At 63.6% G+C, this 21,605-nt stretch carries 20 protein-coding genes; 12 read left to right on the top strand and 8 right to left on the bottom strand.

Annotated elements, in window-relative coordinates:
* Positions 1–37 precede the first annotated feature (37 nt).
* The 7 genes from J8C05_RS08480 (at position 38) to J8C05_RS08450 (ending at position 10,637) form a co-directional block, all read left to right on the top strand.
* Complete coding sequence (locus tag J8C05_RS08480) at positions 38–2,356, top strand: sensor histidine kinase (protein ID WP_211421785.1); 2,319 nt, start codon at positions 38–40, stop codon at positions 2,354–2,356.
* A gap of 148 nt (positions 2,357–2,504) precedes the next feature.
* Complete coding sequence (locus tag J8C05_RS08475) at positions 2,505–2,936, top strand: hypothetical protein (RefSeq protein ID WP_211421784.1); 432 nt, start codon at positions 2,505–2,507, stop codon at positions 2,934–2,936.
* A 41-nt stretch (positions 2,937–2,977) separates the two neighbouring features.
* Complete coding sequence (gene gatC / locus J8C05_RS08470) at positions 2,978–3,265, top strand: Asp-tRNA(Asn)/Glu-tRNA(Gln) amidotransferase subunit GatC (RefSeq protein WP_211421783.1); 288 nt, start codon at positions 2,978–2,980, stop codon at positions 3,263–3,265.
* 39 nt (positions 3,266–3,304) lie between these two features.
* Entirely contained in the window at positions 3,305–6,991 is a 3,687-nt protein-coding gene (locus tag J8C05_RS08465) for a protein kinase domain-containing protein (protein ID WP_211421782.1), read from the top strand.
* 134 nt (positions 6,992–7,125) lie between these two features.
* On the top strand, positions 7,126–8,829 hold the full coding sequence (locus J8C05_RS08460) for a sensor histidine kinase (RefSeq protein ID WP_211421781.1): 1,704 nt from the start codon (positions 7,126–7,128) through the stop codon (positions 8,827–8,829).
* 10 nt (positions 8,830–8,839) lie between these two features.
* Positions 8,840–9,400 (top strand): hypothetical protein, encoded by a 561-nt coding sequence (locus J8C05_RS08455; RefSeq protein WP_211421780.1) that lies wholly within the window; start codon positions 8,840–8,842, stop codon positions 9,398–9,400.
* Between the two features lie 28 nt (positions 9,401–9,428).
* The gene (locus J8C05_RS08450; protein WP_211421779.1) at positions 9,429–10,637 is read left to right on the top strand and encodes a sigma-54-dependent transcriptional regulator; all 1,209 of its coding nucleotides are present in this window, start codon (positions 9,429–9,431) and stop codon (positions 10,635–10,637) included.
* On the opposite strand, the gene folK is transcribed toward J8C05_RS08450, so the two are convergent.
* On the bottom strand, positions 10,603–11,145 hold the full coding sequence (gene folK / locus J8C05_RS08445; RefSeq protein ID WP_211421778.1) for a 2-amino-4-hydroxy-6-hydroxymethyldihydropteridine diphosphokinase: 543 nt from the start codon (positions 11,143–11,145) through the stop codon (positions 10,603–10,605). The two genes, J8C05_RS08450 and folK, sit on opposite strands and share 35 nt — an antisense overlap.
* A gap of 103 nt (positions 11,146–11,248) precedes the next feature.
* Between folK and J8C05_RS08440 the strand changes: the two genes are divergently transcribed.
* Complete coding sequence (locus tag J8C05_RS08440; RefSeq protein WP_211421777.1) at positions 11,249–11,593, top strand: 2Fe-2S iron-sulfur cluster binding domain-containing protein; 345 nt, start codon at positions 11,249–11,251, stop codon at positions 11,591–11,593.
* Here the strand turns inward: J8C05_RS08440 and J8C05_RS08435 are convergent.
* On the bottom strand, positions 11,574–13,394 hold the full coding sequence (locus tag J8C05_RS08435) for a M20/M25/M40 family metallo-hydrolase (protein WP_211421776.1): 1,821 nt from the start codon (positions 13,392–13,394) through the stop codon (positions 11,574–11,576). The genes J8C05_RS08440 and J8C05_RS08435 overlap by 20 nt on opposite strands.
* Positions 13,395–13,520: 126 nt before the next feature.
* Here J8C05_RS08435 and J8C05_RS08430 point away from each other — a divergent pair, with 126 nt between their 5' ends.
* A complete protein-coding gene (locus tag J8C05_RS08430) occupies positions 13,521–14,522 on the top strand; it encodes an NAD(P)/FAD-dependent oxidoreductase (RefSeq protein ID WP_211421775.1) in 1,002 nt (333 codons plus the stop codon).
* On the opposite strand, the gene J8C05_RS08425 is transcribed toward J8C05_RS08430, so the two are convergent.
* The 5 genes from J8C05_RS08425 to J8C05_RS08405 form a co-directional block, all read right to left on the bottom strand.
* The gene (locus J8C05_RS08425) at positions 14,494–14,706 is read right to left on the bottom strand and encodes a hypothetical protein (RefSeq protein WP_058867063.1); all 213 of its coding nucleotides are present in this window, start codon (positions 14,704–14,706) and stop codon (positions 14,494–14,496) included. The two genes, J8C05_RS08430 and J8C05_RS08425, sit on opposite strands and share 29 nt — an antisense overlap.
* A gap of 71 nt (positions 14,707–14,777) precedes the next feature.
* Positions 14,778–15,755, bottom strand: a complete 978-nt coding sequence (truB, locus tag J8C05_RS08420) for a tRNA pseudouridine(55) synthase TruB (protein ID WP_211421774.1) — start codon at positions 15,753–15,755, stop codon at positions 14,778–14,780.
* 140 nt (positions 15,756–15,895) lie between these two features.
* A complete protein-coding gene (locus tag J8C05_RS08415) occupies positions 15,896–16,534 on the bottom strand; it encodes a hypothetical protein (RefSeq protein ID WP_211421773.1) in 639 nt (212 codons plus the stop codon).
* 105 nt (positions 16,535–16,639) lie between these two features.
* Positions 16,640–17,038, bottom strand: a complete 399-nt coding sequence (locus J8C05_RS08410) for a YtxH domain-containing protein (protein WP_211421772.1) — start codon at positions 17,036–17,038, stop codon at positions 16,640–16,642.
* 115 nt (positions 17,039–17,153) lie between these two features.
* Positions 17,154–18,554: a hypothetical protein gene (locus J8C05_RS08405; RefSeq protein WP_211421771.1), complete on the bottom strand. Its 1,401-nt coding sequence runs from the start codon at positions 18,552–18,554 to the stop codon at positions 17,154–17,156.
* A gap of 211 nt (positions 18,555–18,765) precedes the next feature.
* Between J8C05_RS08405 and J8C05_RS08400 the strand changes: the two genes are divergently transcribed.
* Complete coding sequence (locus tag J8C05_RS08400; RefSeq protein WP_058867068.1) at positions 18,766–18,972, top strand: hypothetical protein; 207 nt, start codon at positions 18,766–18,768, stop codon at positions 18,970–18,972.
* Here J8C05_RS08400 and J8C05_RS08395 read toward each other — a convergent pair.
* Complete coding sequence (locus tag J8C05_RS08395; protein ID WP_211421770.1) at positions 18,958–19,593, bottom strand: UbiX family flavin prenyltransferase; 636 nt, start codon at positions 19,591–19,593, stop codon at positions 18,958–18,960. The two genes, J8C05_RS08400 and J8C05_RS08395, sit on opposite strands and share 15 nt — an antisense overlap.
* 170 nt (positions 19,594–19,763) lie before the next feature.
* Between J8C05_RS08395 and J8C05_RS08390 the strand changes: the two genes are divergently transcribed.
* The gene (locus tag J8C05_RS08390) at positions 19,764–20,396 is read left to right on the top strand and encodes an IS607 family transposase (protein ID WP_211423235.1); all 633 of its coding nucleotides are present in this window, start codon (positions 19,764–19,766) and stop codon (positions 20,394–20,396) included.
* A complete protein-coding gene (locus tag J8C05_RS08385; protein WP_211421769.1) occupies positions 20,390–21,583 on the top strand; it encodes an RNA-guided endonuclease InsQ/TnpB family protein in 1,194 nt (397 codons plus the stop codon). The genes J8C05_RS08390 and J8C05_RS08385 overlap by 7 nt, the downstream gene beginning before the upstream one ends.
* The last annotated feature ends 22 nt before the right edge of the window (positions 21,584–21,605 follow it).

Genomic DNA, 21,605 nt, shown 5'->3' with positions numbered 1-21,605 from the left:
CTAACCGGCATCCCACCTGGATTGTTTTTCAGTCGGCATGTCTTCCGAGCACCCGGTGAGCATCGTCAACCCCCAGGAAGCGACCCGTGCGCTGCGCGCCTATCGTCTGCGGCGGGTACGGACGCTGTCCCTGCTCATTCTCGTCATCGTACTCCTGGGGGCGCTCGTCGTTCAGTCAGCGTTCAATGTGCTGCCTTTTCTCGCGCCGCGCAATGTTTCGGCGACGTTGATGCTGTATGCGCTGTCGGCGCTGAACTTCCTGGCGCTCATCATCCTGCTGGCGCTCCTGATTCGCAACGTCATGAAGTTGCAGCAGGAACGGCGGCAGCGCACCCTGGGTACGTCCTTCCAGACGCGCCTGGTGACGGCTTCGCTCATCGTTTCCGCCCTGCCGCTGCTGATGCTGTTTTTCTTTGCCTACGGGCTGTTGAACCGCAGCCTTGACAAGTGGTTCAACCTTCCGGCCGAACGCTACCGGGAGAGCGCCGTGGCCATTCAGCGGTTGGTGCTGACCCGCGAAATGCGTTCCCTGCAGGATGACGGGCGCGCCGTCGGGCGCCGGCTGGTGTCCTGGCTGGCGACCGAAAAAGCGCCGGGGAAGACGGAACGAACAATGCTGCCGGAAAGCGCGCGAATGGAACCGGCGCGGAAGCTTTTTGTGGATGAAGCGCAGGCGCTCGGCATTGAAGCCGGCCAGTGGCTGGACCGGGAGGGACAGCCCCGCACCATTTTTGGTGACTGGACCGAACTGCCGCCGGGCTTCGTCGCCGGCCTGCATCGGCGCGCGCGGTCGGACCCGTTTCCGGCCGGTCATCTGGAGAGGAACCTGAATACCTTCATCGCCGCGGCCGTTCCGGTCGGAGAGACCGGAGATGTGCTTGTGGTGGTCCGTACGATGCCGCCGGTGCTCGACCAGAAGATTGCCGAACTGACCCGGGTGGCGAACCAGCGGGCGACCCTCGCGGCCGAATCGCGGACGCTCAAGATCAACTACCTGCTGATTCTGGGCTTCGTCACGCTCTTCCTGATGTTCGGCGCGATGTGGTTTGCCATCACCACGGCCCGCTTTGTCATCGTGCCACTGCGGGCGTTGGCCGAAGCGACGGAAGCCGTGGCGCAGGGGAATCTCGATTACGTCGTGCGGGTCGAAGCCCAGGACGAGTTGGCCGTGCTTGTGGATTCCTTCAACGCCATGGCGCAGCAGTTGCGCGTCAACCGGACCCAACTTGATGAGCGCCGCCGCTACATCGAGACCATTCTGGGGAGCCTGTGTACCGGCATTGTCTCACTCGATACGCAGTGGCGGGTGACGACATTCAATCCTGCTGCCTGCAACATGCTGGGTGCAACGCCCGCTGTGGGCGATGAGTTCTTGCAGCATGTGCCACCGGGAAACCGGGGTGATTTCGAGCGGCTTCTGCGGCGTGCCCGGCGGGTGCCCCAGACAACCCTGGAAACCGAAATCCGGCTGCCGGACCGCCCCTCCATGCAGGTGGCACTGACGGCCACGAGGCTTTCGGACACCGGCGGGCAAATCACCGGCGTGGTGGTGATGCTCGACGACATTTCACCCATCATGCAGGCCCAGCGGAATACCGTGTGGAGCGAGGTCGCGCGGCGCATGGCGCATGAAATCAAGAATCCGCTGACGCCCATTCAGCTTTCCACCGAGCGGATCGCGCGCAATGTGGCGCGGCAGGCGGCGCATCTGCCGCGCCTCCGGGCAACGGTCGAGGAATGCGCGGCCAGCATCATTGGGGAAGTGACGACGCTCCAGCGGTTGGTGGACGAGTTTTCGCGTTTTGCCAAGCTCCCGGATGCCCAGCTTGCGCCGGGTTCACTGGATGACATCGTTGAGCGGACAGTTATCCTGTACGCTGAACGGCTGGACGGGATTCGGTTGACCACCGGGCTGGCCGGCAACCTGCCGCCCGTGTTGCTCGATGCCGAACAAATCAAGCGGTGTCTGGTCAATCTCATTGACAATGCCCTGCACGCCATCGAGGCCAGCGGTGAGAAACCGGCGCGGGGTGAGATTCGCATCACCACGGAGTATGCAGCGGCGCGGGAGACGGTCCGGTTGCGGGTTTCAGACACCGGCGTCGGTATTCCGCCGGAAGCCCGCAACCGCCTGTTCGAGCCGTATTTTTCGACCCGTGAACGGGGGACGGGACTGGGGCTGGCGATTGTCGCGCATATTCTGGCCGACCACCGGGCCACGATTCGCTACGAGCCGAACCACCCACGGGGGGCCACGTTCGTCCTTGAGTTTCCGGCCGCCGAAGTGCCTTCCAGTCGAACGGCGGCTGAAGCGTCCCCGCTACCCACCGGGCCCGTGCTGCCCGTCGGCCCGTGACGCCCGTCAGGCCGTGATGTCCGTCAGGCCGTGATGTCCGTCAGGCCGTGATGTCCGTCAGGCCGTGATGTCCGTCAGGTAAGCCGGCAACTGGGAGACGCCGCGTGTAGAATGTTGAGCAAACCAGAAGGAGTGGGGTGGAGCAGCCATGCGAAAGGTTGTGATTGGGGTGTGTCAGGTGGTCAGTGTGGCGCTGGTGCTTGGGATGAGTCCGGCCTGCAAAAAGCAGGAAAGCCCGGATGAGGTCGTGGTGGCCGCCAGCCAGTCCTCACGGGACAATGCAACGCGGGCCAGTATGCTGACGATTGCCCGCGTGGAGTCGTCTTTCCATGCCGCCCACGGGCGCTATGCGTCGCTGGCGGAACTTGTGGACGCCGGTTTTCTGCCCAATGACCCCTCCGAGGCCAGGATGTCGCAATTTTTCATCGAGGCTTCAGAAAACGCATTTGCCTGCTATAGTGTACCTTCTGATTATCCGGCTTCGGGACGCATGTCCTATTTCATTGACCAGACCGGAAAACTGCGTGGAAGTGACCGGCGCGGCAGCCGGGCTTCGGCATCCGATCCGGTCATCGAGTAGTCTCCTTCCAGCCTGTACGCTCTTTTTTTTCGGAGGAAGCGATGGCCATCACCACCCAGGATGTTGAGAAAATCGCCCAGCTTGCCAATCTGCGTCCCTCGGCGGCCGATCTCGACCGCCTGGCGGCGCAGATGGGCGCCATTGTCGGTTACTTCGACCGTTTGAATGAGCTGGACACCACGGATGTGCCGCCGATGTCGCACTGTAGCGCCGTGGGCGATACGGCCCTGCGTCCCGATACACCGCACACCCCGCCCGGAACCGGGACCGCCCTGGCCAATGCCCCGGCGTCCGGGTACGGGCACTTCAAGGTTCCCCGCGTGCTCTGAAAACCGGCACCGGTCATTCACATAGGCGGCGTAGCTTCCATGACACGGTGCAGACGGCAGCGTTCAACCTGGCACGAGCTGACCTGGCGGGCGCTCCGGGCCGGGCTGTGCCTGCTGCTGTGCCTGTCCTCCGGTCAGATGGTGCCTGCCCGGAAAACAGGCGCCGGGGCAAAGCCGGCTGCGCCGGTCCGTCCGCCGGCCGTCCCAACCACGTCGGCCCCGATGGCGTTCCTGCCCGGCGCGCACACGTTTACCGATATGGACGGCCTGCCGCAAAACTCGGTCATGACCATGACCGGCGACGCCGACGGGTATCTGTGGATTGGCACGCAGGATGGCGCCGCGCGCTATGACGGCTATCAGTGGCAGCGCATCAACATGCCCGGCGCGGGAACGTCCAACTGGGTGCGTGCCATCTTGCAGTCCAGAGACGGCCGGATGTGGTTTGGCACGCATGCCAGCGGCCTGTTTGCCTGGCGGGATGGGCAGTTTGTTGGTCACTACCAGTCCGGGCAGGCCGGCTTTCCCCACGATATGGTGACGGCGCTGGCCGAGGTCCCGGAGAACGGCGGCGCTGCGCTCTGGGCCGGGACGCCTGGCGGGCTGGCCCGCTTCGATGGACAACAGTGGCAGACCTTCAACCAGTCCAACGCCGGCTTGCCCAGCGACGAAGTCCGCACCCTGCTGGCGACGGAACGTGACGGGCAGCCTCTGCTGTGGGTGGCAACCAGTCGTGGCCTCGTCGAATGGCAGGGCGGGCAGGTGCAGCGCCTCCATTCCACCACAACGGAGTCCATGCCGTCCGATGACATTCGGGCCCTGGGTGAAGTGCGTGAACCCAATGGGACACGTACCCTGTGGGCCGGTTTTGCCAACCATGGCGTGGCAACCTACCGCAACGGGCAATGGCAGGTGGTGCGGGAAGACTTTGGCGGCACGAAGCAGATTCGGAGCCTGGCCGTGACCTACCAGCCGGATGGGACCGCGACGGTCTGGGTCGGCACGAATGGCGGCGGACTGGCCGCCTGCCAGAACGGAAACTGGACGCTCTACAACACAGATACGCGGGTCATCCCCAACAGTGAAGTCACCTCGATATATGAGACCCGAACAGGGAATGGCCCGCCGCTGCTGTGGGTCGGGACGAACAGCGGCGGACTGGCGCGCCTCCGGCTTGGCTCATGGCAGCGTGTCACCTTTCCCCCGGAGATGATCCCCACCGTTGGGGTCAAAGCCCTGCTGGAATACACGGAACCGGATGGCTCCCGCACCTTCTGGATCGGGACGCGCAACCACGGCGCGGCCCGTCTGCGGCAGGGGCGCTGGGAAATCTTCCAGATGGAAAACAGTCCGCTCCCCAGCCGCTTTGTGTCGTGTCTGCTCAAAACCGACCGCGTCTCCGGCGGCCCGGCCGTGTGGATCGGAACCGCCACCGGCGGTCTGGCGCAGTTTCAGAACGGACAATGGACGGTATTCAACCGGGAAAATGGGGCGCTGCCCGACAACGGCATCTGGAGCCTGCTGGAGACGATGGATGAAAACGGGACGCCACGGCTGCTCGTGGGCACGGAAAAAGGCGTGGCTGTGTGGCAGGAAGGGCGCTGGAGCCGGTTTCCCCTCGCCGAGTCGGGCGTGGGCAATGAGTATGTGACCGCCATGCTCGCCACCCCGGAACCGGAAGGCGGGCTGCGCCTGTGGTTCGGCACCTTTGGCGGCGGGGTGGCCACGCTGTACCGTGGGCAGTGGACGGTGTACAACCGCGCCAACGGCACACTTTCCAGCGACGTGGTGCGCTCCCTGCACATGCTGGTGGATGGAAACCGGCGTACGCTGTGGGTCGGCACGTACGGTGGCGTCACCATCGGTGAGTGGCAGGGGACCGGTATCGAGTGGCATACCCTGACGGACAGCACGGACCCGGCGCTCCCGAACAACGTCATCTATGAAATCCGCCACGACCGGCAGGGGCGCATTTACCTGTTTACGAATCGCGGTGTGGCGCGTCTGACGCCGGATGCCGGCCAGGGGTGGCGTCGCCCACGGCTCGAAACCTTTACCACCGAAGACGGCCTGCCGAGCAACGAGTGCAACGGTGGATCGGCGCTGCGCGACAGTGAGGGCCGCCTCTGGATCGGAACCGTGGCCGGTCTGGGCGTTTTTGATGAGCGCCTTGAAAACCGGGAATACCGGACCGTGCCGCCGCGTCTCGTGCGCCTGCTCGTCAACGGGCAGCCCCGGAAGCTGGAGGCGCGCCTGGCGCTCAGCCACGGGGAAAATGAAGTGACGTTTGAATATGAGCTGCTGGGTTTCTTTCGCAGCGCCGAAACCCGGTACTCAACGCAACTCATCGGCTACGAGGCACAGCCCACGCCCTGGCTGCCCGACCGCCGGCGTACCTTTGCCAGTCTGTCGCCCGGCACGTACACCTTCTGGATTCGCAGCCGGGACTACCTGGGTCAGGTGCAGGAAGTGACGACGGCTTCCATCACCATTTCTCCGCCGTGGTGGATTCGCTGGTGGGCCTTTACGCTCTACGCCCTGGCGTGTGTGGCGCTCGGCCTCGGCCTCATGCAATGGCGGGTGTATGTGCTGCGCCAGCGGACGCTTGCCCTCGAAGCCAAAGTGGCCGAGCGGACGGCGGCCCTGGCGTCCGCCAACCAGGACCTGGCCGAAAAGAATCTCAAACTGCTCGAAGCCAACCGGGACTTGGCACGCAAGAACGAAGAACTGGACGAAGCGCAACGCCGGACCGACCTGGTGTTCAGTGCCCTGGCAGAAGCCCTGCCCGGCAAGGTGCTCGATGGGAAATACCGCCTGGATGTGAAGATCGGCTCCGGCGGCTTCGGCGTTGTGTATGAAGGCACGCAGCTTGCCCTCAATCGCAAGGTGGCCGTCAAGGTGTTTCGTCCAACAGCCGGCAATGATTCACCCCAGGCGCTGGAGCGTTTCCGCCAGGAAGGCATTTCAGCCTGTCGCGTCAACCACCCGAACGCCGTGGCCGTACTGGATTCCGGCGTGTCTTCGGAAGGGATCGCCTACATCGTGATGGAGTTGCTGCGGGGCTACTCGCTCTCCGATGAGTTGCGGCGGTATGGCACATTGCCTCCCACCCGGTGCGCCGAAATTCTCATTCCGGTGCTCGATGTTCTCGATGCCGCCCATGCCGAAGGCGTGATCCACCGCGACATCAAGCCCGACAACATCTTTCTGCACCAGACAAAAGACGGCGAAGTCATCAAGGTTGTGGATTTTGGCGTGGCCAAGCTGATGCAGGAAGAGATGTCGGGCGAGCAGACGGTCAGTGCGCTGGGCGTCGTCGTGGGCACGGCGGCCTATCTGGCGCCGGAGCGCATCAATCATCTGGCTTATGATGGGAAGTCGGATGTCTATGCCGTCGGGGTGATGCTGTATCAGATGCTGACGGGACTGCTGCCTTTTGCCAGTGCCAGCGGCTTTGTCGGCATTGCGCTCCAGCACCTGACCCATAAACCCCGGCCGGTTCACGAGGTCATTTCCGACGTTCCACCGGAACTCAGTCGCCTGGTGGCGCAGGCCTTGGAAAAGGACCCGGCCCGGCGCCCTACGGCGCGTGAAATGGCCGTGGCTTTGGGGAGCTATCTGACTCAATCGGCTGCCGTCAACAGTCGTGGCTTCCCGAAAGTGACACCGCCCACACCCCCTGACGATGATCCTTTCAGTGCCCCAACCCTCATCGGTCAGCCATGACTGGGGTTGGGGAATACGCTCCGGTTAGCCCGATGGGCGATTTCCGTCCAGACCCACGCCCTTTGCCTCTTCAGTCCACAGGGCTTTGCACCCGGACGCACGCCCGCCGACCGCGGCCTGCCTTCCGGCGGGCTATGGCCGGCCAGGCGCTGACGGCGGTTCTGGTGGCCCTGCTGGTGACGGTCTGCCTGATAGGGTTGTGGGCCACGTATGCCCTGCGCAGCGCCTATGACCGGGAGGCGCAGCACCGGACCCGGGCTGAAGTGCAGTTGACCGCGCACCGCCTGGCAGCCCGCTTCACGGCAGGGCAGTCCATCACCGAACCGCTGACACCTGATTGGCTTCCGTCTGGCCTGACGATGGCCGTTGGCATCTATGACCACCTGGGGCAGCGGTGTACTGTGGTCACGAATGACCTGACTGGGGAACTCACCCTGCCGGACAACCTCGATGTGGCCGGCGCTGACCGGGAAGAAAGCCGGTACGTGCATGGCGTTTGGGCGCTCACGGTTCCGTTGCGCAAGGCTGATGGTGAACGGCTGGGCCATCTGCGCCTGCTGGCGCGCCATCGCCAGGCGCAGCTTTCAGGCGTCGTCCTGCGTGTGGCCTACGAACTGCCTCTGTGGCTGGTCGTGGGCGCGGCTGGGCTGTGGTTGATGCGTTCCGTTTTCCTTTCGGGACGGTCGGCCGCGCGCTCTTACGCCAAGCCGCCGGCTTCCGTCGAGTTCGTCATGGCCGGCTATCAGGAAGTCATTGACCACCTGCAATCGGCAGGACGGGAACTGGAACGCCTGCGCACCGATGCCGAACACCGCGCCCTGGTGCAGGCCCAGTTCAGCGACCGGCTGATTGCGAGTATTCCCGATGCGCTCGTCGTCGTGGACGAACACGGTATGACCGTGCTGGCGAATCTGACCGCCCAGCGTTTGTTTGGCCGCCCGCCGGGGATACCGTTCCGGGAATTCTTTGCCGATGTGCCGGAACTCCAGAACCTGGTGGCGGCCGGACTGCAGGACGGGAGCGTACGCCGACAGTCCGACATCACGGCGCTCATCGGTGGTCATCAGCGCACGCTTGAGGCCAGTGTTGCCCCGATTCCCGGTGCAGCGAGTGTCCTGTGTCTGATTGCCAACATCACCGAACTGGCCGCGTTGCGAGCTACGGCGCAGGCCCGGGAGACCATGACGAGTCTGGGGGACATGGCCGCCGGTATCGCCCACGAGTTCAAAAACTCGCTGGCCACGATGGATGGCTACGCCCGGCTGCTCCTGCAGGACGTTCCCGACAACCCGGCCGCCCGGGCGTTGCGGGATGAAGTCCGGCATCTGACGCAGGTTGTCTCGGATTTTCTGACCTTTGCGCGCCCACTGCGCCCCGTTATGGCACCGGTTGACCTGGCCGGCGTGGTCGAGGAAGTCGTCACCCTGCTGGGGGAGGACTTCCGCCGACAGGCGATGACACTGGTATTGCCGGATTCGCTGCCGGTCATTCCGGGCGATGCCGCTCTGCTGCGGCGCGTCTTCGAGAACCTGTTCCGCAATGCGCTGGAGGCCATCCCTGATGACGCGCCCGTACGGGAAGTGCGGCTGCGCGCCATCACCGGCCCGGAAGATGTCACGCTGCTGGTTGAGGATTCCGGCACTGGCTTTCCACCGGAAGTCGCGGCCAACCTGTTCCTGCCCTTCTTTACAACGAAAAAGCAGGGCCACGGGCTGGGGTTGGCCATTGTTCGGAAAATCATCGTCAGTCACAATGGGCGCATTGAAGCCTGCAATCTTCCCGCCGGTGGAGCGCAGTTTCGTATCTCGCTACCGTTGCGGATTGGTGTTGAAAAGTGAGGTGTTCTGCATGAGCCTGCTGTTGAGTCTGTTTCTGACAGGCGGTTTGGAGGTGATGCTGGCGGCCCCTGATCCGGCTTCCGCCCAATCACCGGCACCAGCGACCGGGAAAAAGAACCGCCGGTCATCCCGGAAACCTGCGCCCAAGGCACCGCCCCCGGAGATGCCGCCCATGGAGGATTTACCCCTTGGGGCCCAAGACCTGTTGATGACGAATACGGGCGCGTCTCCAATGCCTTCGGACGGAAGCCCAAACCGCTCAGGCTCGCGGCGGCCGACGGACAACTATGATTTCGGCGCACCGCCGCCACGTGGAGAGAATGGCGAAGACGCGGACGCCCCGGCCGCTGAAGACCCGGAAGAGACCTGGCGGCGTGCTGTCGAAGAAGCCCGGCGGGAGTTGCGCGAAGCCGAGGAAGAAAAGCAGCGGCAGGACAATGCCGATAGTCCGGTGTCGCCAGAACAGGATGCCACCTCGCGTGTCATCAAGGCGCGCCAGACGCTGCGCCGTCTGCTCGAAGAAGGCCAGTCCAGGCAGTACCGCGAGCAGCCTGCCGGAGGGCAACCCTGAGATGGCACTGGCCTGAGATGGAACTGACATGGCCACCGGCCCGGCAGACATTTTGATTGTCGAAGACAAGGATGCCCTGCGTCAGATGTGGCGGCTGACGCTGGAGCGTGCCGGTTATGGCGTCGTCGAAGCCGCCGACCTGAAGCAGGCCCGGCAGGCCCTGCGGCGGCAGCCGCCGACCGTCGTGCTGACCGATCTGCGCCTGCCCGATGGCACAGGGCTGGAAGTGCTCCGCGCTGCCAAGTCCCTCGACCCGGACGTGCCCGTGGTTGTCCTGACGGCCTACGGCTCCATCGAGGAAGCCGTTGCCGCCATGAAGGACGGCGCGGAAGACTTCCTGCAAAAGCCGGTTGATCCTGACCACCTGCTGCTGGTGCTGGAACGCCTTGTGGAGACACACCGCCTGCGGCGCGCCTGCCTCCTGATGCGCGAGGAATATGCCCGGCGCTATGGTTTTCCGCGTATCATCGGCGATTCTCCGGCCATGCAGCAGGTCGGACAGCACCTGCAACGGGTCGCCCCCACGGAGACGACCGTCCTGTTGCTTGGCGAGTCCGGCACGGGCAAGGAACTGTTTGCGCGCGCCATGCACCACCTGAGCCACCGGCGGCAGGCGCCGTTTGTGGCCATCAACTGCGCGGCGATCCCTGAAACCCTGGTCGAAAATGAGCTGTTCGGCCATGAGAAAGGCGCTTTTACCGGCGCGGACGGGCGGCAGGTGGGAAAGTTCGAGCTGGCACGCGGTGGGACGCTGTTTCTCGACGAAATCGGTGAACTGCCCCTGGCCGTCCAGTCCAAGTTCCTGCGCGCGCTGGAATCCCGCACCATCACGCGCATCGGGGGAGGACAGGAAATTGGCGTGGATGTCCGCATCGTGGCGGCGACCAACCGGGACCTCACCGCAGCCGTAGCGGCCAGGACTTTTCGGGAGGATTTGTACTACCGGCTGGCCGTATTCACGCTGGAAATCCCGCCGCTGCGCGAGCGGCGGGAGGACATTCCGGCGCTGGCAAACCACTTTGCCGAAAAGTACGGCCGCGAAATCCGCCGCCGCCGGGTCACACTGTCCCCGGCGGCCCTCAAAGCCCTTCAGGACTACGACTTTCCGGGCAACATCCGCGAGCTTGAAAACTGCATCGAGCGGGCCTGCATTCTCTGCGAAGGAACGACGCTGGAGCCGGAGGACCTGCGGTTGCCGACGGCTACACCTCCGGCCGGGCGTCGCCGCCGAAGCTGAATCCGTTCTGCGCAAAGATTTCGACGGGGCTACGGTCAGGGCAGGCGTCCAGCAGGTGGGCAAAACTCTGGTGAAGCTGTGGATGCTGCGCGTCCGGGATGAGATCACACAGCGGCGTCAGAACGAACCGCCGCTGATGCAGCCGGGGATGCGGCAGCGTCAGGGCGGAATCTGCGGAAACCAGGAACACACCGTCTGTGGTCTGGCAGAGCAGGATGTCCACATCGAGCGGCCGCGCGCCCTTCGGGACGGTACGAACCCGCCCGGCTTCGGCTTCTAGCCCAAGGCCCTGCGCCAGCATGGCTTCCGGCGTCAGGTCAACCGTCAGTTCGAGCACGGTATTGAGAAACCAGGGCTGCTCCAGGTAGTCCACCGGAGCCGTGGCATACCAGTTGGCGCACCGCCACTGGCTCGCGCCGGTGGTCAGACGTTGGATGGCACGGGTCAGCAAAGCCACGCGGTCGCCAAGGTTACTGCCGAGTCCGAGATAGAACGTGTGATATGCCACGTGCCTTACACCAGAAGGACTTGCTTCCTGCCTTCAGTTCATGCGATTGAGAGGGCATCGTCTGAAACGGTTCAATCCTGCCTGACCGGGTTTCTTCTGCGCCATGTTTGCCACACCACCCGCAGAAATCTTCGAGCCTTACGAGCGGCTCATTCCGATTGAAGTGCTGGGGCGGGTGGTGCACGTCCCGGAAAACAACGTCATCCTGCGCGGCTTCCAGTTTCTCGACATGGAAGGCATTTCGTACGGTGATTTCTGCTGGAACGGTGACTGCACAAACTGCCAGATTCGGTACTTCCGCCCCGGCGAAGACCGCGAGCGTCCGGCACTTTCATGTCGCATTCGGGTCCGTGAAGGGATGCGCATCGTCGGCCTGAGTCCGCATATCCGCCTGCGTTGCCTGAGCGGCAGCGAGCCGCCATCAAACCTCACCGCCGCGTCGGGGTGAGTTTGAAGGTCAACCGCTGCCCGTTGCGCTCGACGACGATGTCCACTTCCCGGTCGGGTTCGAGTTCCTGAAGGACATAAGTGTAATCGTACACGCTTTTGATGTCGCGTCCGGCCAGCCCCACGATGACATCGCCGGCTTGCAGTCCGGCCGCCGCAGCCGGGCTGCCCTCACGGACGCCGGCGAGTTTGACGCCGCTGATTTCGGCGGCGTAGTCAGGAATCGTCCCCAGTGAAACCCGAAATCCGCCACGGGCACGTTCTGCTGGATCGCCTGCCTTGGGTGCGACGAAATCCGGCGGCGTGGGCAGGTTGACCGTGGACTGAATGACATCCCCGATCAGCGCCAGAACCTGCCGCTCACCGGCGTAGTTGATTTTGTCAGGCGTATCCGAAGGACGGTGATAGTCCGGGTGGCTGCCGGTAAGGAAAAACAGCACGGGGATGTTGCGCTTGTAAAACGAGGCGTGGTCACTGGGGCCGAAGCCGCTTTCGCCGAGGGAAAGCTCCAGCCCGTGGCGCGTGCTGGCCTCGGCCAGCAACGGCCGCCAGACCGACGATGTGCCGACGCCCTGCACCGTCAGCCGGTTGTCGCGCAACCGTCCGATCATGTCCATGTTGAGCATGGCGACCAGGCGTTTGTCGCGGGTGGTGGGATGGTCCACGAAGTAGGCCGAGCCGAGCAGTCCCTTTTCTTCGGCTGAAAAAGCAATGAACAGCAGGCTGCGCCGGGGTCGGTTGCGTGCGGCGGCAAAACTTCTGGCGAGTTCGAGCAGTCCGGCCGTGCCTGAAGCGTTGTCATCCGCCCCCGGATGCACCTCACCTTCGCGTGGCGCCAGCGAGTTGGGGCCGCCGAGTCCCAGGTGGTCGTAGTGCGCGCCGATGACGACGACTTCGTTGCGCAGCGCAGGGTCGCGGCCTTCCAGCCAGCCAATGACGTTGTCGGCTGTCTTCCGTTCCTTGATGACTTCCGTCTGAAGGCGCAGCCGCCGGTCGGAAAGAAGCTGCGTTTCCGGCTGGCCCGTCGTGGCAATCTGGCGTTCGATGTCCGCCACGGGACGGCCGAGCAGCTTCGTTGCCCAGGCGCGGCTCACCACGGCGCAGGGAAAGCCGGCGTCTCCGAAGGCGTCGTCATAGCGCAGACGGGCGACTTGCGAGCGTTGGAAATCGTCATCTTCGGCGATGACGAGCAACCCTTTGGCCCCTTTGTTGCGCGCCGTGGTCGCCTTGTAACGCAGCGACAAAAACGCCCCGAACTTCGTGTGGGGATTGGAGCCGGCCGGACTGTAGGGGAGGACGATCACAAGTCGGTCTTTCACGTCCAGCGTGGCATAGTCGTCGTACTGCGCCTCTTTGGCGGCCGAAATGCCGTAGCCTGCCAGCACTGGTTCGCCCTCGACGGCACCGTTGGCCGTAAAGGCCAGCGGGCGGAAATCCACCTCCGGTTTGGCTGCCAGACGGGTGTCGGCCAGGGTGGCTGTCAGATGGTTGTTCCGTCCCATGCGAACGCTCGCCACAAAGCTGAAGGGCTGCCGATACCCCCGACTGCCAAGCGGCTGTAGCCCGGCAAGCTGAAACTGAGTGATAATGTACTGTGCTGCTTTTTCCGCGCCCGGCGTACCGGGGAGGCGTCCTTCCAGCGCCTCAGAGGCAAGGTAGCCGATGTGCCGGCGCAGGTTGGCTTCAACGGCAGCATCGGCGGGAAAAACTTCGATGTGGCGTGCCAGCGGCGGTGCCGCCAGACCGAGCACCAGCAGCATGACGAAGAAGAAACGAAAAACGGAACGGGACGCGGTTTTCATGGCTCGTTTGCAATAAGCCCCCCAAGCTGGAAAGTGGCGCCTGATGTCTGCCCGCCGGCAACGGACTGGTAGCTGAAAGGCGCGGGTTGACTGTGTTGGAAAAACATTCAGGAAGACGAGAACCTTATGTCAACGTATGACCTCATCATCATCGGCGCCGGACCGGCGGGACTGACCGCTGCTTATGCAGCCCGCCAGTCCCGGCTTGACTGTCTTGTGCTGGAGCGTGCCGCCATCGCGCAGACCATTGCCGAATATCCGATTGGACGGCCGCTTTTTTCGACGCCGAATGAGATTGAACTCATTCCGGGAACGCTGCAACCCAAGTTTGGCCCCAAGCCCACCCGCGAGGAAGTGCTGGCGTATTACACCCGGCTGGCCACCCGCGAACTCAGCCTGCCGATTCATACCTACGAACCGGTGCAGGCCATTCTCCCGACCGGAACGGGATTTCAGGTGATCTCCACCAAGGCGGTGTATGGGGCGCGCCAGGTCATCGTCGCCACCGGTGGTTTTGGTCATCCCCTCCGGTTGGGGGTGCGAGGGGAAACACCAGCGCGTGTTTCCTATCGCTTCGTGGAGGCTTTCCCCTACGCCGGAAAGCGGATTCTGGTGGTGGGTGGGGGCAACTCGGCGGCGGAAGCCGCGCTGGATTTGTGCCACGCCGGTGTCCAGGTGGACTGGTCACTGCGGCGTCCCACGCTTGACCCGCATCCTGACGATACGGACCAGGTTGGTATCAAGCCATGGGTACGCGCGCCCCTGATGGAATGTGTCGCCCAGGGCGAGTTGACCATCCACTATGCGACGACCTGCATCGAGGTTTTACCCAATGCGGCGCGGTTGCAACACGCTGACGGCACAGTGGACGAAGTTCCGTGTGACCATATTTTTGCCCTGCTGGGAGCGAAACCGGAGGTGTCGTTGCTGGCAGCCGCCGGCGTGACGATTGCCGCCGACGGGCGTCCGGTCTATGACCCCGAAACGAATGAAACCAATGTGCCGGGACTGTATGTGGTCGGTCATCTGACCCGTGAACTCCACATGAAGAACGCGACCGTCGTTCCGCGCCGCGTCGTGGAGGGCATTGCCCAGAAGCTCACTCGTGCAGGCTCGGCAACTGGCTGAAGTCGAAGTCCTGCGCGTAGTCCGAAAAATGAACGGCGACGCCGGGGTAGTCCGTGTGGCAGTGCTGGCAGTAGTAGTTGCCGTCGTCGGCCCACCACAGGTCCTTGACGTAAAAGGCAACGTAGCAACTGGCGCACCGCTGAATGCGACGGCTGAATTTTTCACGGGCTTCGTCAGGTGTCATGGGCGTGTTTGCCGGGCTGAGGGTTTGGGGTGCGCCAGAAGGGCTGTGGCGGGATGACGGACGCCACAACTTCAGGTCACGGGCAGCAGCACTGTCTGGGGGCGAATCCGCCCGGCCGCCGTATCGTAGCGTCCAACGCCAAGGAACTGACCCGTGTCATCGGTGACAGCCAGCCCGACTTCCGGTGTGACCGGGAAGGGACGCTGCCGGGGATCGCCACCGATGATGTCATCCGGTGAAAGGGCAAGGGCCTGCCCCTGGATGAAATGCCGTGCCTGCCGGGCATCCAGCGTGACACGCGGCCAGCCACGCAGCAGGTCAAGGGGCGACAGCAGCCGGTCCGTCCAGTTGCCGGTAATGACACACCGTTGCAGGTCTTCGAGTGTCAGGGCTTCCTCAATCGTGAAGCCATCCACGGCTGTGCGGTGCAATGTCACGAGATGCGCCCCACAGCCAATGCGCTCGCCGATGTCATGGGCCAGCGTGCGGATGTACGTACCTGATGAGCAGGTGACATCGCATTCGACGATCAGGTTGCCGTGCTCGTCCGGCCGGAGGATGCGGCCTTCCGCGTCCGGGATGAAATCAAAGCGGAACACTTCAATGGGCGTTGCCGCCCGCACCACGACCTTGCCGGCCCGCGCCAACTGATACAGCGCCACGCCGTCAATCTTCTTGGCTGAGTACATGGGCGGCGTCTGCATCTGCCGGCCCAGAAAACCTTGCGCTACTTCGCGCAACCGGTCTTCGGTCAGGTCTTTGGTGGAACGGGGCGGCGTCAGGGGCTTGCCGGTCAGGTCCTGTGTGTCGGTGGCGAAACCAAAGCGCAGAACGGCCCGGTAACTCTTGGAAGTATCGGTCAGAAAACGTGAAAGGCGGGTGGCCGGGCCGACGCACAGCACCAGCAGGCCCGTGGCGAATGGATCGAGTGTGCCGGTGTGCCCGACGCGCTTGATACCGATGAACCGCCGAACCAGGGCCACCACGTCATGTGAGGTGACATTGGGTGGCTTGCTGACCAGCAAACCACCGGAAAGTGTTTGGGACATCCAGAAACGCCCACCAGCGTGAACCTAATTTGCAGCAACGCTGTCAAAACCTAGCGAAAGGACATTGCGGCACCAAGTGTTTTTCGATGTCGGCCGGCTTTTTCCAGCCTGGCTTCCGCCTTTGGCTCCCAGCGTCGGCGCTAGATGAACATTTCTTCGTCCTGATAGGCGCGGTCAATGGTTTTCCGCTCCGGTGTCAGCAAAACGCTGAGGAACGTCTTGACCGCGGTCAGCATGGCGGAAATTTCGTGTACGGGGCGCAACACATCCTGCTGGATGATGGAGGCGGTGTCGTCAATGCGCAGCGCCGTCCGTGAGGCGACGTGGGCGTAGGTGTCCACCTGGGTGCGGAGTTGTTCGGAGGTGTCCTTGACAAGCGCCGAGACTTCCTGGGCGCTTTCCGTCGTGAGGCGGGAAAGTTCCCTGGTCGTCGCCGTGACGGCGGCCAGACAGGCCTGGGTTTCGGTTTTGATCGTCGCCGTCGTGTCCCGTACCAGCACCGTCGTTTCGCGCGCGACTCCCAGCAGTTCGTTGGTGCGCACGAGAATCGGGTTGATGGCCTCGGCCGTGGCCTGTGCCTTCTCGATGATCGGCTTGGCCGAGGTCAGAAGCTGGCGTGTCTGCTCAACAACCGGGTCAGTTTTGACGCGCACCTGCTCGACCAGGCTGATCACTCTGGTGACGAGCCGGTAGAGAACAATGAGCAGCGCCAACTGAACGATAAAGACAACGACCAGCGAAACGCTGATGACGATCTGGAAGATTTCGTTTGTAATCACGACTCGTGACCCACAGGATGGAGCCTTGGCGCGGCCCGCAGGGCACCGCCACCAACAGGTTGAGAGGGTTCACACCGGCGCCAGCCGCGCTGGACTGACAGTGCCCTACAGGGCCGGTTCGCTATCGGTCGTTTCTTTCGGGTTCAGAGCCAGCACCTCGGCTTTCTTGTCCCGGTACGCCTGCTTGCCGGCTTCGATAGCGGCTGCCACCCGGTCACGCTGTTCGTCGAGCAGGCCCTTCCCGGATTCCAGCAGATGGGAAGCTTTTTCCTTGCCCAGGCTGTACAGCTCCGACGTTTTTTCCCGCCCGCTGGTGTAGAGATGCGAGGCCTTCTCACCCAGCGACTTGGCGCTTTCCGTCGTGTAGTCAATGCCGCGCCGGGTGGCATCGCTGATGTCGCTGCGCAGCTCGCGTCCCGACTTGGGAGCAAAGAGCAGGGCCACCAGCGCGCCGATGCTGGCACCGGCAAGAAAGTAGGTGATTTTGTTCGAGCTTTCAGACATGGCGAAAAGTCCTCCACCTTGGGGATGCGATGGTGGCTGGCGCATCAGGAAATGTGAGAAAAGCCACCATGTATCCAACACTACCATGCGGTCAAAGCGGCGGCAACTTCACCGCTCAGTGGGCAAGGAAAGCCTCCATCGTCAGCGGCCCGACGCCAACGAGTTTGGCCAACTTGCCAGCCGGGTAGCGGAAGCCGGTATTCCACAGGTCAACGAGGTCATCTCCGGCACGCCGACTGGTGGGCCAGAGGCCGTACCGGGTGCGCAACCAGTCATCGAGGGCGGCCGCCAGCCAGGCCCCGCGGAGTTGCCCGAAAGCGTGGGCCGCCAGATCGAGCTCCCGGTAAAGCTCCCAGTCGGAAAGCGTTTCACCCAGGTGCTGTTCAAACCCGGTGCGGAGGCGCTCCAGCGGCCAGTCAGCCGTGGCACGCCCATACCATGCGATACAGCGCCAGGCCGCCTGCCGTACAACGTGCCAGCGCCAGGCGTCCATCGCGCGCTGCACGGCCGGGGGAAGCTGAAGGTCGAGCATCCCGGCCAGCCAGCGGTGGTCGGTCAACAACCCGGCAAAAAGCCAGTCCCAGGTTGCGGCAACGGCAGGGTCGCCATGGCTGCGGAGTTCGACGGGCAGGTTCGGAGAAGTCCAGGCGGCCTGTTGGACGCGCGCCAGTTCACCCAGAAAACCACGCCAGCTTTGCCAGCCGCGCGGTGGCGCGACGGCCCAGCGGATGTCTTCGGGTATGCGTACCCGGAAGACCCCGGTGATGCCGGTGGTGTGCCAGGTCGTGGTGAGGCTGGTTTGCTGCCATGGGCGGATGCCAAAGCCGCGTAGCAGTTCCTCGGCCAGATACCGTTGCCGGCGGTGGGCGAAGGGGTCGGTTGGGTAGGTGTCCCTGGCGGCAGCCACGGCGCGGCGATAGGCGGTGTCAGTTTCAGCCAGAAACCGCTCACAAGCGGTCGTCCAGGCGGCCAGGTCTTCGCCACAGAGCCGTTGGGTGTGTGCCGCGGCCTGGGCGGCAAGGCTGTCATAGCCGAGTTGCCGGGCTGCCTGTGCTGCGAGCTCCCAGCGTTGCGCCTGAAGGTCCACCAGACTGGCGTAGTGCGCCTCCAGCCGGCGGGTCAGTTCCTGGCGGGTGGCCCGGTCGGTCTCCGGTCCCAGCCAACCGGCGACCGTCGTGGCGGCATGGCGTTGCCCCTGCCAGGTGATGAACGGTGTCGTCAGCGCCCGGTGGAGTTCGGCGTCGAGTTCCCGGGTGGCGGCGCGGATGAACCAGTTTTCGGCAAAAGTCTGAAGAACCTGTCCGCCGCGCTGTTCGACCGCCGGGCGGGAGGTGTCGTCCTGGCATGCCCGGCGCAGGGCTTCCACCGTCGTGGATGACCACAGGTCACTGAAGCGGTCATGCAGCGGGGGTGGAAGCGGCTCGAAGGGGGAAGTCTGCCGCCAGCCCGCCTGCCGCGCACTGGCGCGTGCCGCCTGAAAGGCCGCGAACTCACGGCGGTAGTCATCACGTTTCATGACCTGCTCCTGCGGACCTGGTGCTTTCGGGCGGCAAAACCGGATGGGGATGCTGTTCGGATAGCCGGTAAAATTGAAGCTGTGTGGCAGAAGGTGTAGTATTCAGCGCACACTTGGCAAGATGTCGTGCCTGTCCACGTCGCTGCGACGCCGACGAGATGGCGACGAGGGATGCCAGGTGCAATCAGAGACACCTGCAAAAGAGGGACCTATGCCCGCGTCCACGACCCAGGAATACCTCGACGCCCTGCTGGAGGCCATTCGCCTTGAGTCTCCCGAAGAAGCCATCCTGGCCCTGCGTGCCAGGTTTCCACTGCTCGACATCCGGCTCATTGCCGCCGATGTGCGGTGGGGACGTGACCTGCGGCAGCGCGGGTACGGGCGGCGTGAGATTCTCGAAGACCTACATCTGGCCTGAAGTGGCTTCCCCGGTGGGTGTCCGCCGTCCCTGCCAGGTGGTTTCGGTCGGATGTGGCACGTCAAGGTGGGCCAGAATACGAAAAACGAGATGGTCAACCAGCTCCAGAATGGATTGCGGGCGGTGGTAGAAGCTCGGACAGGCCGGCAGGATCAACGCTCCGGCCCGCTCGACGCGCAGCATGTTTTCCAGGTGGATGGCATTGAAGGGCGTTTCGCGGGGCACCAGCACCAGCCGCCGGCGTTCCTTGAGCATCACGTCTGCGGCGCGGTGAACCAGGTCGCGGGCAATGCCGGAGGCAATGTAGCCCAGGCTGCCCATGCTGCACGGCACAACGGCCATGCCGTCGCACGGGTGGGAGCCGCTGGCAATCGTCGCGCCGACATCCCTGGCGGGCAAAAGGGTGATCTTGGTCGTCGGCCGGCCCAGCAGCAACTCGGCATCACTTTGCCGGGTGCCGGTGACAGGCAGTTCAAGTTCTTCCCGGATGACCGTCACGCCCAGCGCACTGATGACCAGGCTGATGCGGGCCACATCGGGGCTGGCATCGAGATAGTGCAGCAGACGCTGGGCATAGATGGCGCCGCTCGCACCGGTGATGGCAACGGTCAGGTGTTTCACGAAAACTGCGACTCACGGAGCCGTAAAGTTGTCCGGGTTTCCGGGGCAGACACGGTCCGGGCCGGACAGGTAACTCCAGCGCCATCATTGCTGTGGAAGTGGTAAACTGCAAGGGCTTTTACTGCCGACGCAGTAGTTGCACATTTATGCTTATTTATCTACAATTTGATATGTCACGCCGGATGGTCAGTATCCACAAAGCGGCCGGGTTCCTGGGTGTTTCAGCTCAGACCCTGCGCCGCTGGGAACGCGAGGGGTGGCTTTTGCCCGACGAACGCACGCCGGGTGGGCACCGGCGGTATGACCTGACCCGGCTGTGTCCCGCGTCGTTCCGCGGCCGGGAAACGGCGCGGCGCACCATCGCTGACGCCCGTGTTTCCAGTCATGACCAGAAAGACGAGCTGGAGCGGCAAAAGCAGGTTCCTGAACTGTACTGCGCCCAACCGGGCTGGACGTTCGGGATCATTGCCGGCCCTGGTTCCGGCATGAACGACCACAAGAAAGGACTGAGGTGTTGGCTGGAGTCCATCCTGGCCGGAGAAGCCGGGCGGCTGGTCATCACGCACAAGGACCGGCTGCTCCGTTTCGGTGCCGAACTGGTGTTTGCCATTGGCGAGGCCAAAAACGTTGAAGTGGTGATGCTCAACCAGGGCGAGGACACGACGTTTGAGGAAGACCTGGCGAAAGACGTGCTGAAGATCAGCACCATCTTCAGTGCCCGGCTTTATGGCAGCCGGTCACACCGGAACCGGAAACTTGTTGACGGCGTGAAGCAGGACGTCGCCGAGGCACAGGTATGTTGACGGCCCATCGGATTGCGCTTGATCCGAACAACCGGCAGGCCACCTGGCTGGCCCGCGCGGCCGGCACGGCCCGCTTTGCCTGGAACTGGGCGCTGGACCAGTGGCAACAGCAGTATGCGGCATGGAAGGCTGACAACCGCCGGCCCAGGCCGTCCGAGGCGGCCCTGCGCCGCCAACTCAACGCCATCAAGCGCGAACAGTTCCCCTGGATGCTGAAGGTCACCAAGTGTGCCCCGCAGATGGCCATCATCCAGTTGGGGCAGGCGTTCGAGAATTTCTTTGATGGTCGCGCCCGGTATCCGAAGTTTCGCAGAAAGGGCGTGGATGATCGTTTCACGATTACGAATGACCAGGTGAACGTCAGGGGCTTACGCATTCGCATTCCGAAGTTGGGCTGGGTGCGGATGCGCGAGCCGTTGCGCTTTTCCGGCAAGGTCATGTCAGCCACGGTCTCCCGCACAGCCGACCGCTGGTTTGTCAGCATCACCGTTGACACCGACGATCCGCCCAGACGCCCCGCCGAGAACCAAGGCGTGGTGGGGGTGGATGTGGGTGTGACGGCGCTGGCGACGCTCTCGACGGGAGAAACAATTGCCGGGCCCAAACCACACACTGCCCTGCTCAGGCGCCTGCGCCGGCTGTCGCGAAGTCTGTCCAGAAAGCAGAAGGGATCGCGCAACCGCGTCCGGGCCCGCCGGAAGCTGGCACGGCTGCATGCGCGGATAGCCAACATCCGGCAGGATGCCCTGCACAAGCTCACGAGCGAGCTTCCACGCCGGTTTCATACCATTGTCATTGAAGACCTGAATGTGCGCGGCATGCTGGCCAACCGGCGACTGGCCCGCTCCATTGCCGACATGGGGTGGGGTGAGTTCCGGCGGCAACTGGAGTACAAGGCGGCAAGGCGTGGCGGGCTGGTGGTGGCTGCCGACCGCTTCTTTGCGAGCAGCCGGACGTGTTCGGCTTGCGGACATAAGCTGGAGGTACTGCCAATGGCTGTACGCCGGTGGCTGTGTCCGGCTTGTGGCGCTTCGCACGACCGGGATGTGAATGCGGCGCGGAATCTTGCCCGATACGCCGTGAGTTCCACGGTGTCAGCCTGTGGAGAGGAAGGCTCTGGCGGCAGCCGCAAGGCGGTCGTGAAACCGGCCTCAACGAAGCAGGAAGTCAGCTTTGTTCCTGCTTGAGCAGGAATGAGTAAGTCTGACA

The organism is Chloracidobacterium sp. N (genome assembly GCF_018304765.1).
Taxonomy (GTDB): Bacteria; Acidobacteriota; Blastocatellia; order Chloracidobacteriales; family Chloracidobacteriaceae; genus Chloracidobacterium; species Chloracidobacterium aggregatum.
This window is presented reverse-complemented; position numbering and strand designations above follow the sequence as displayed.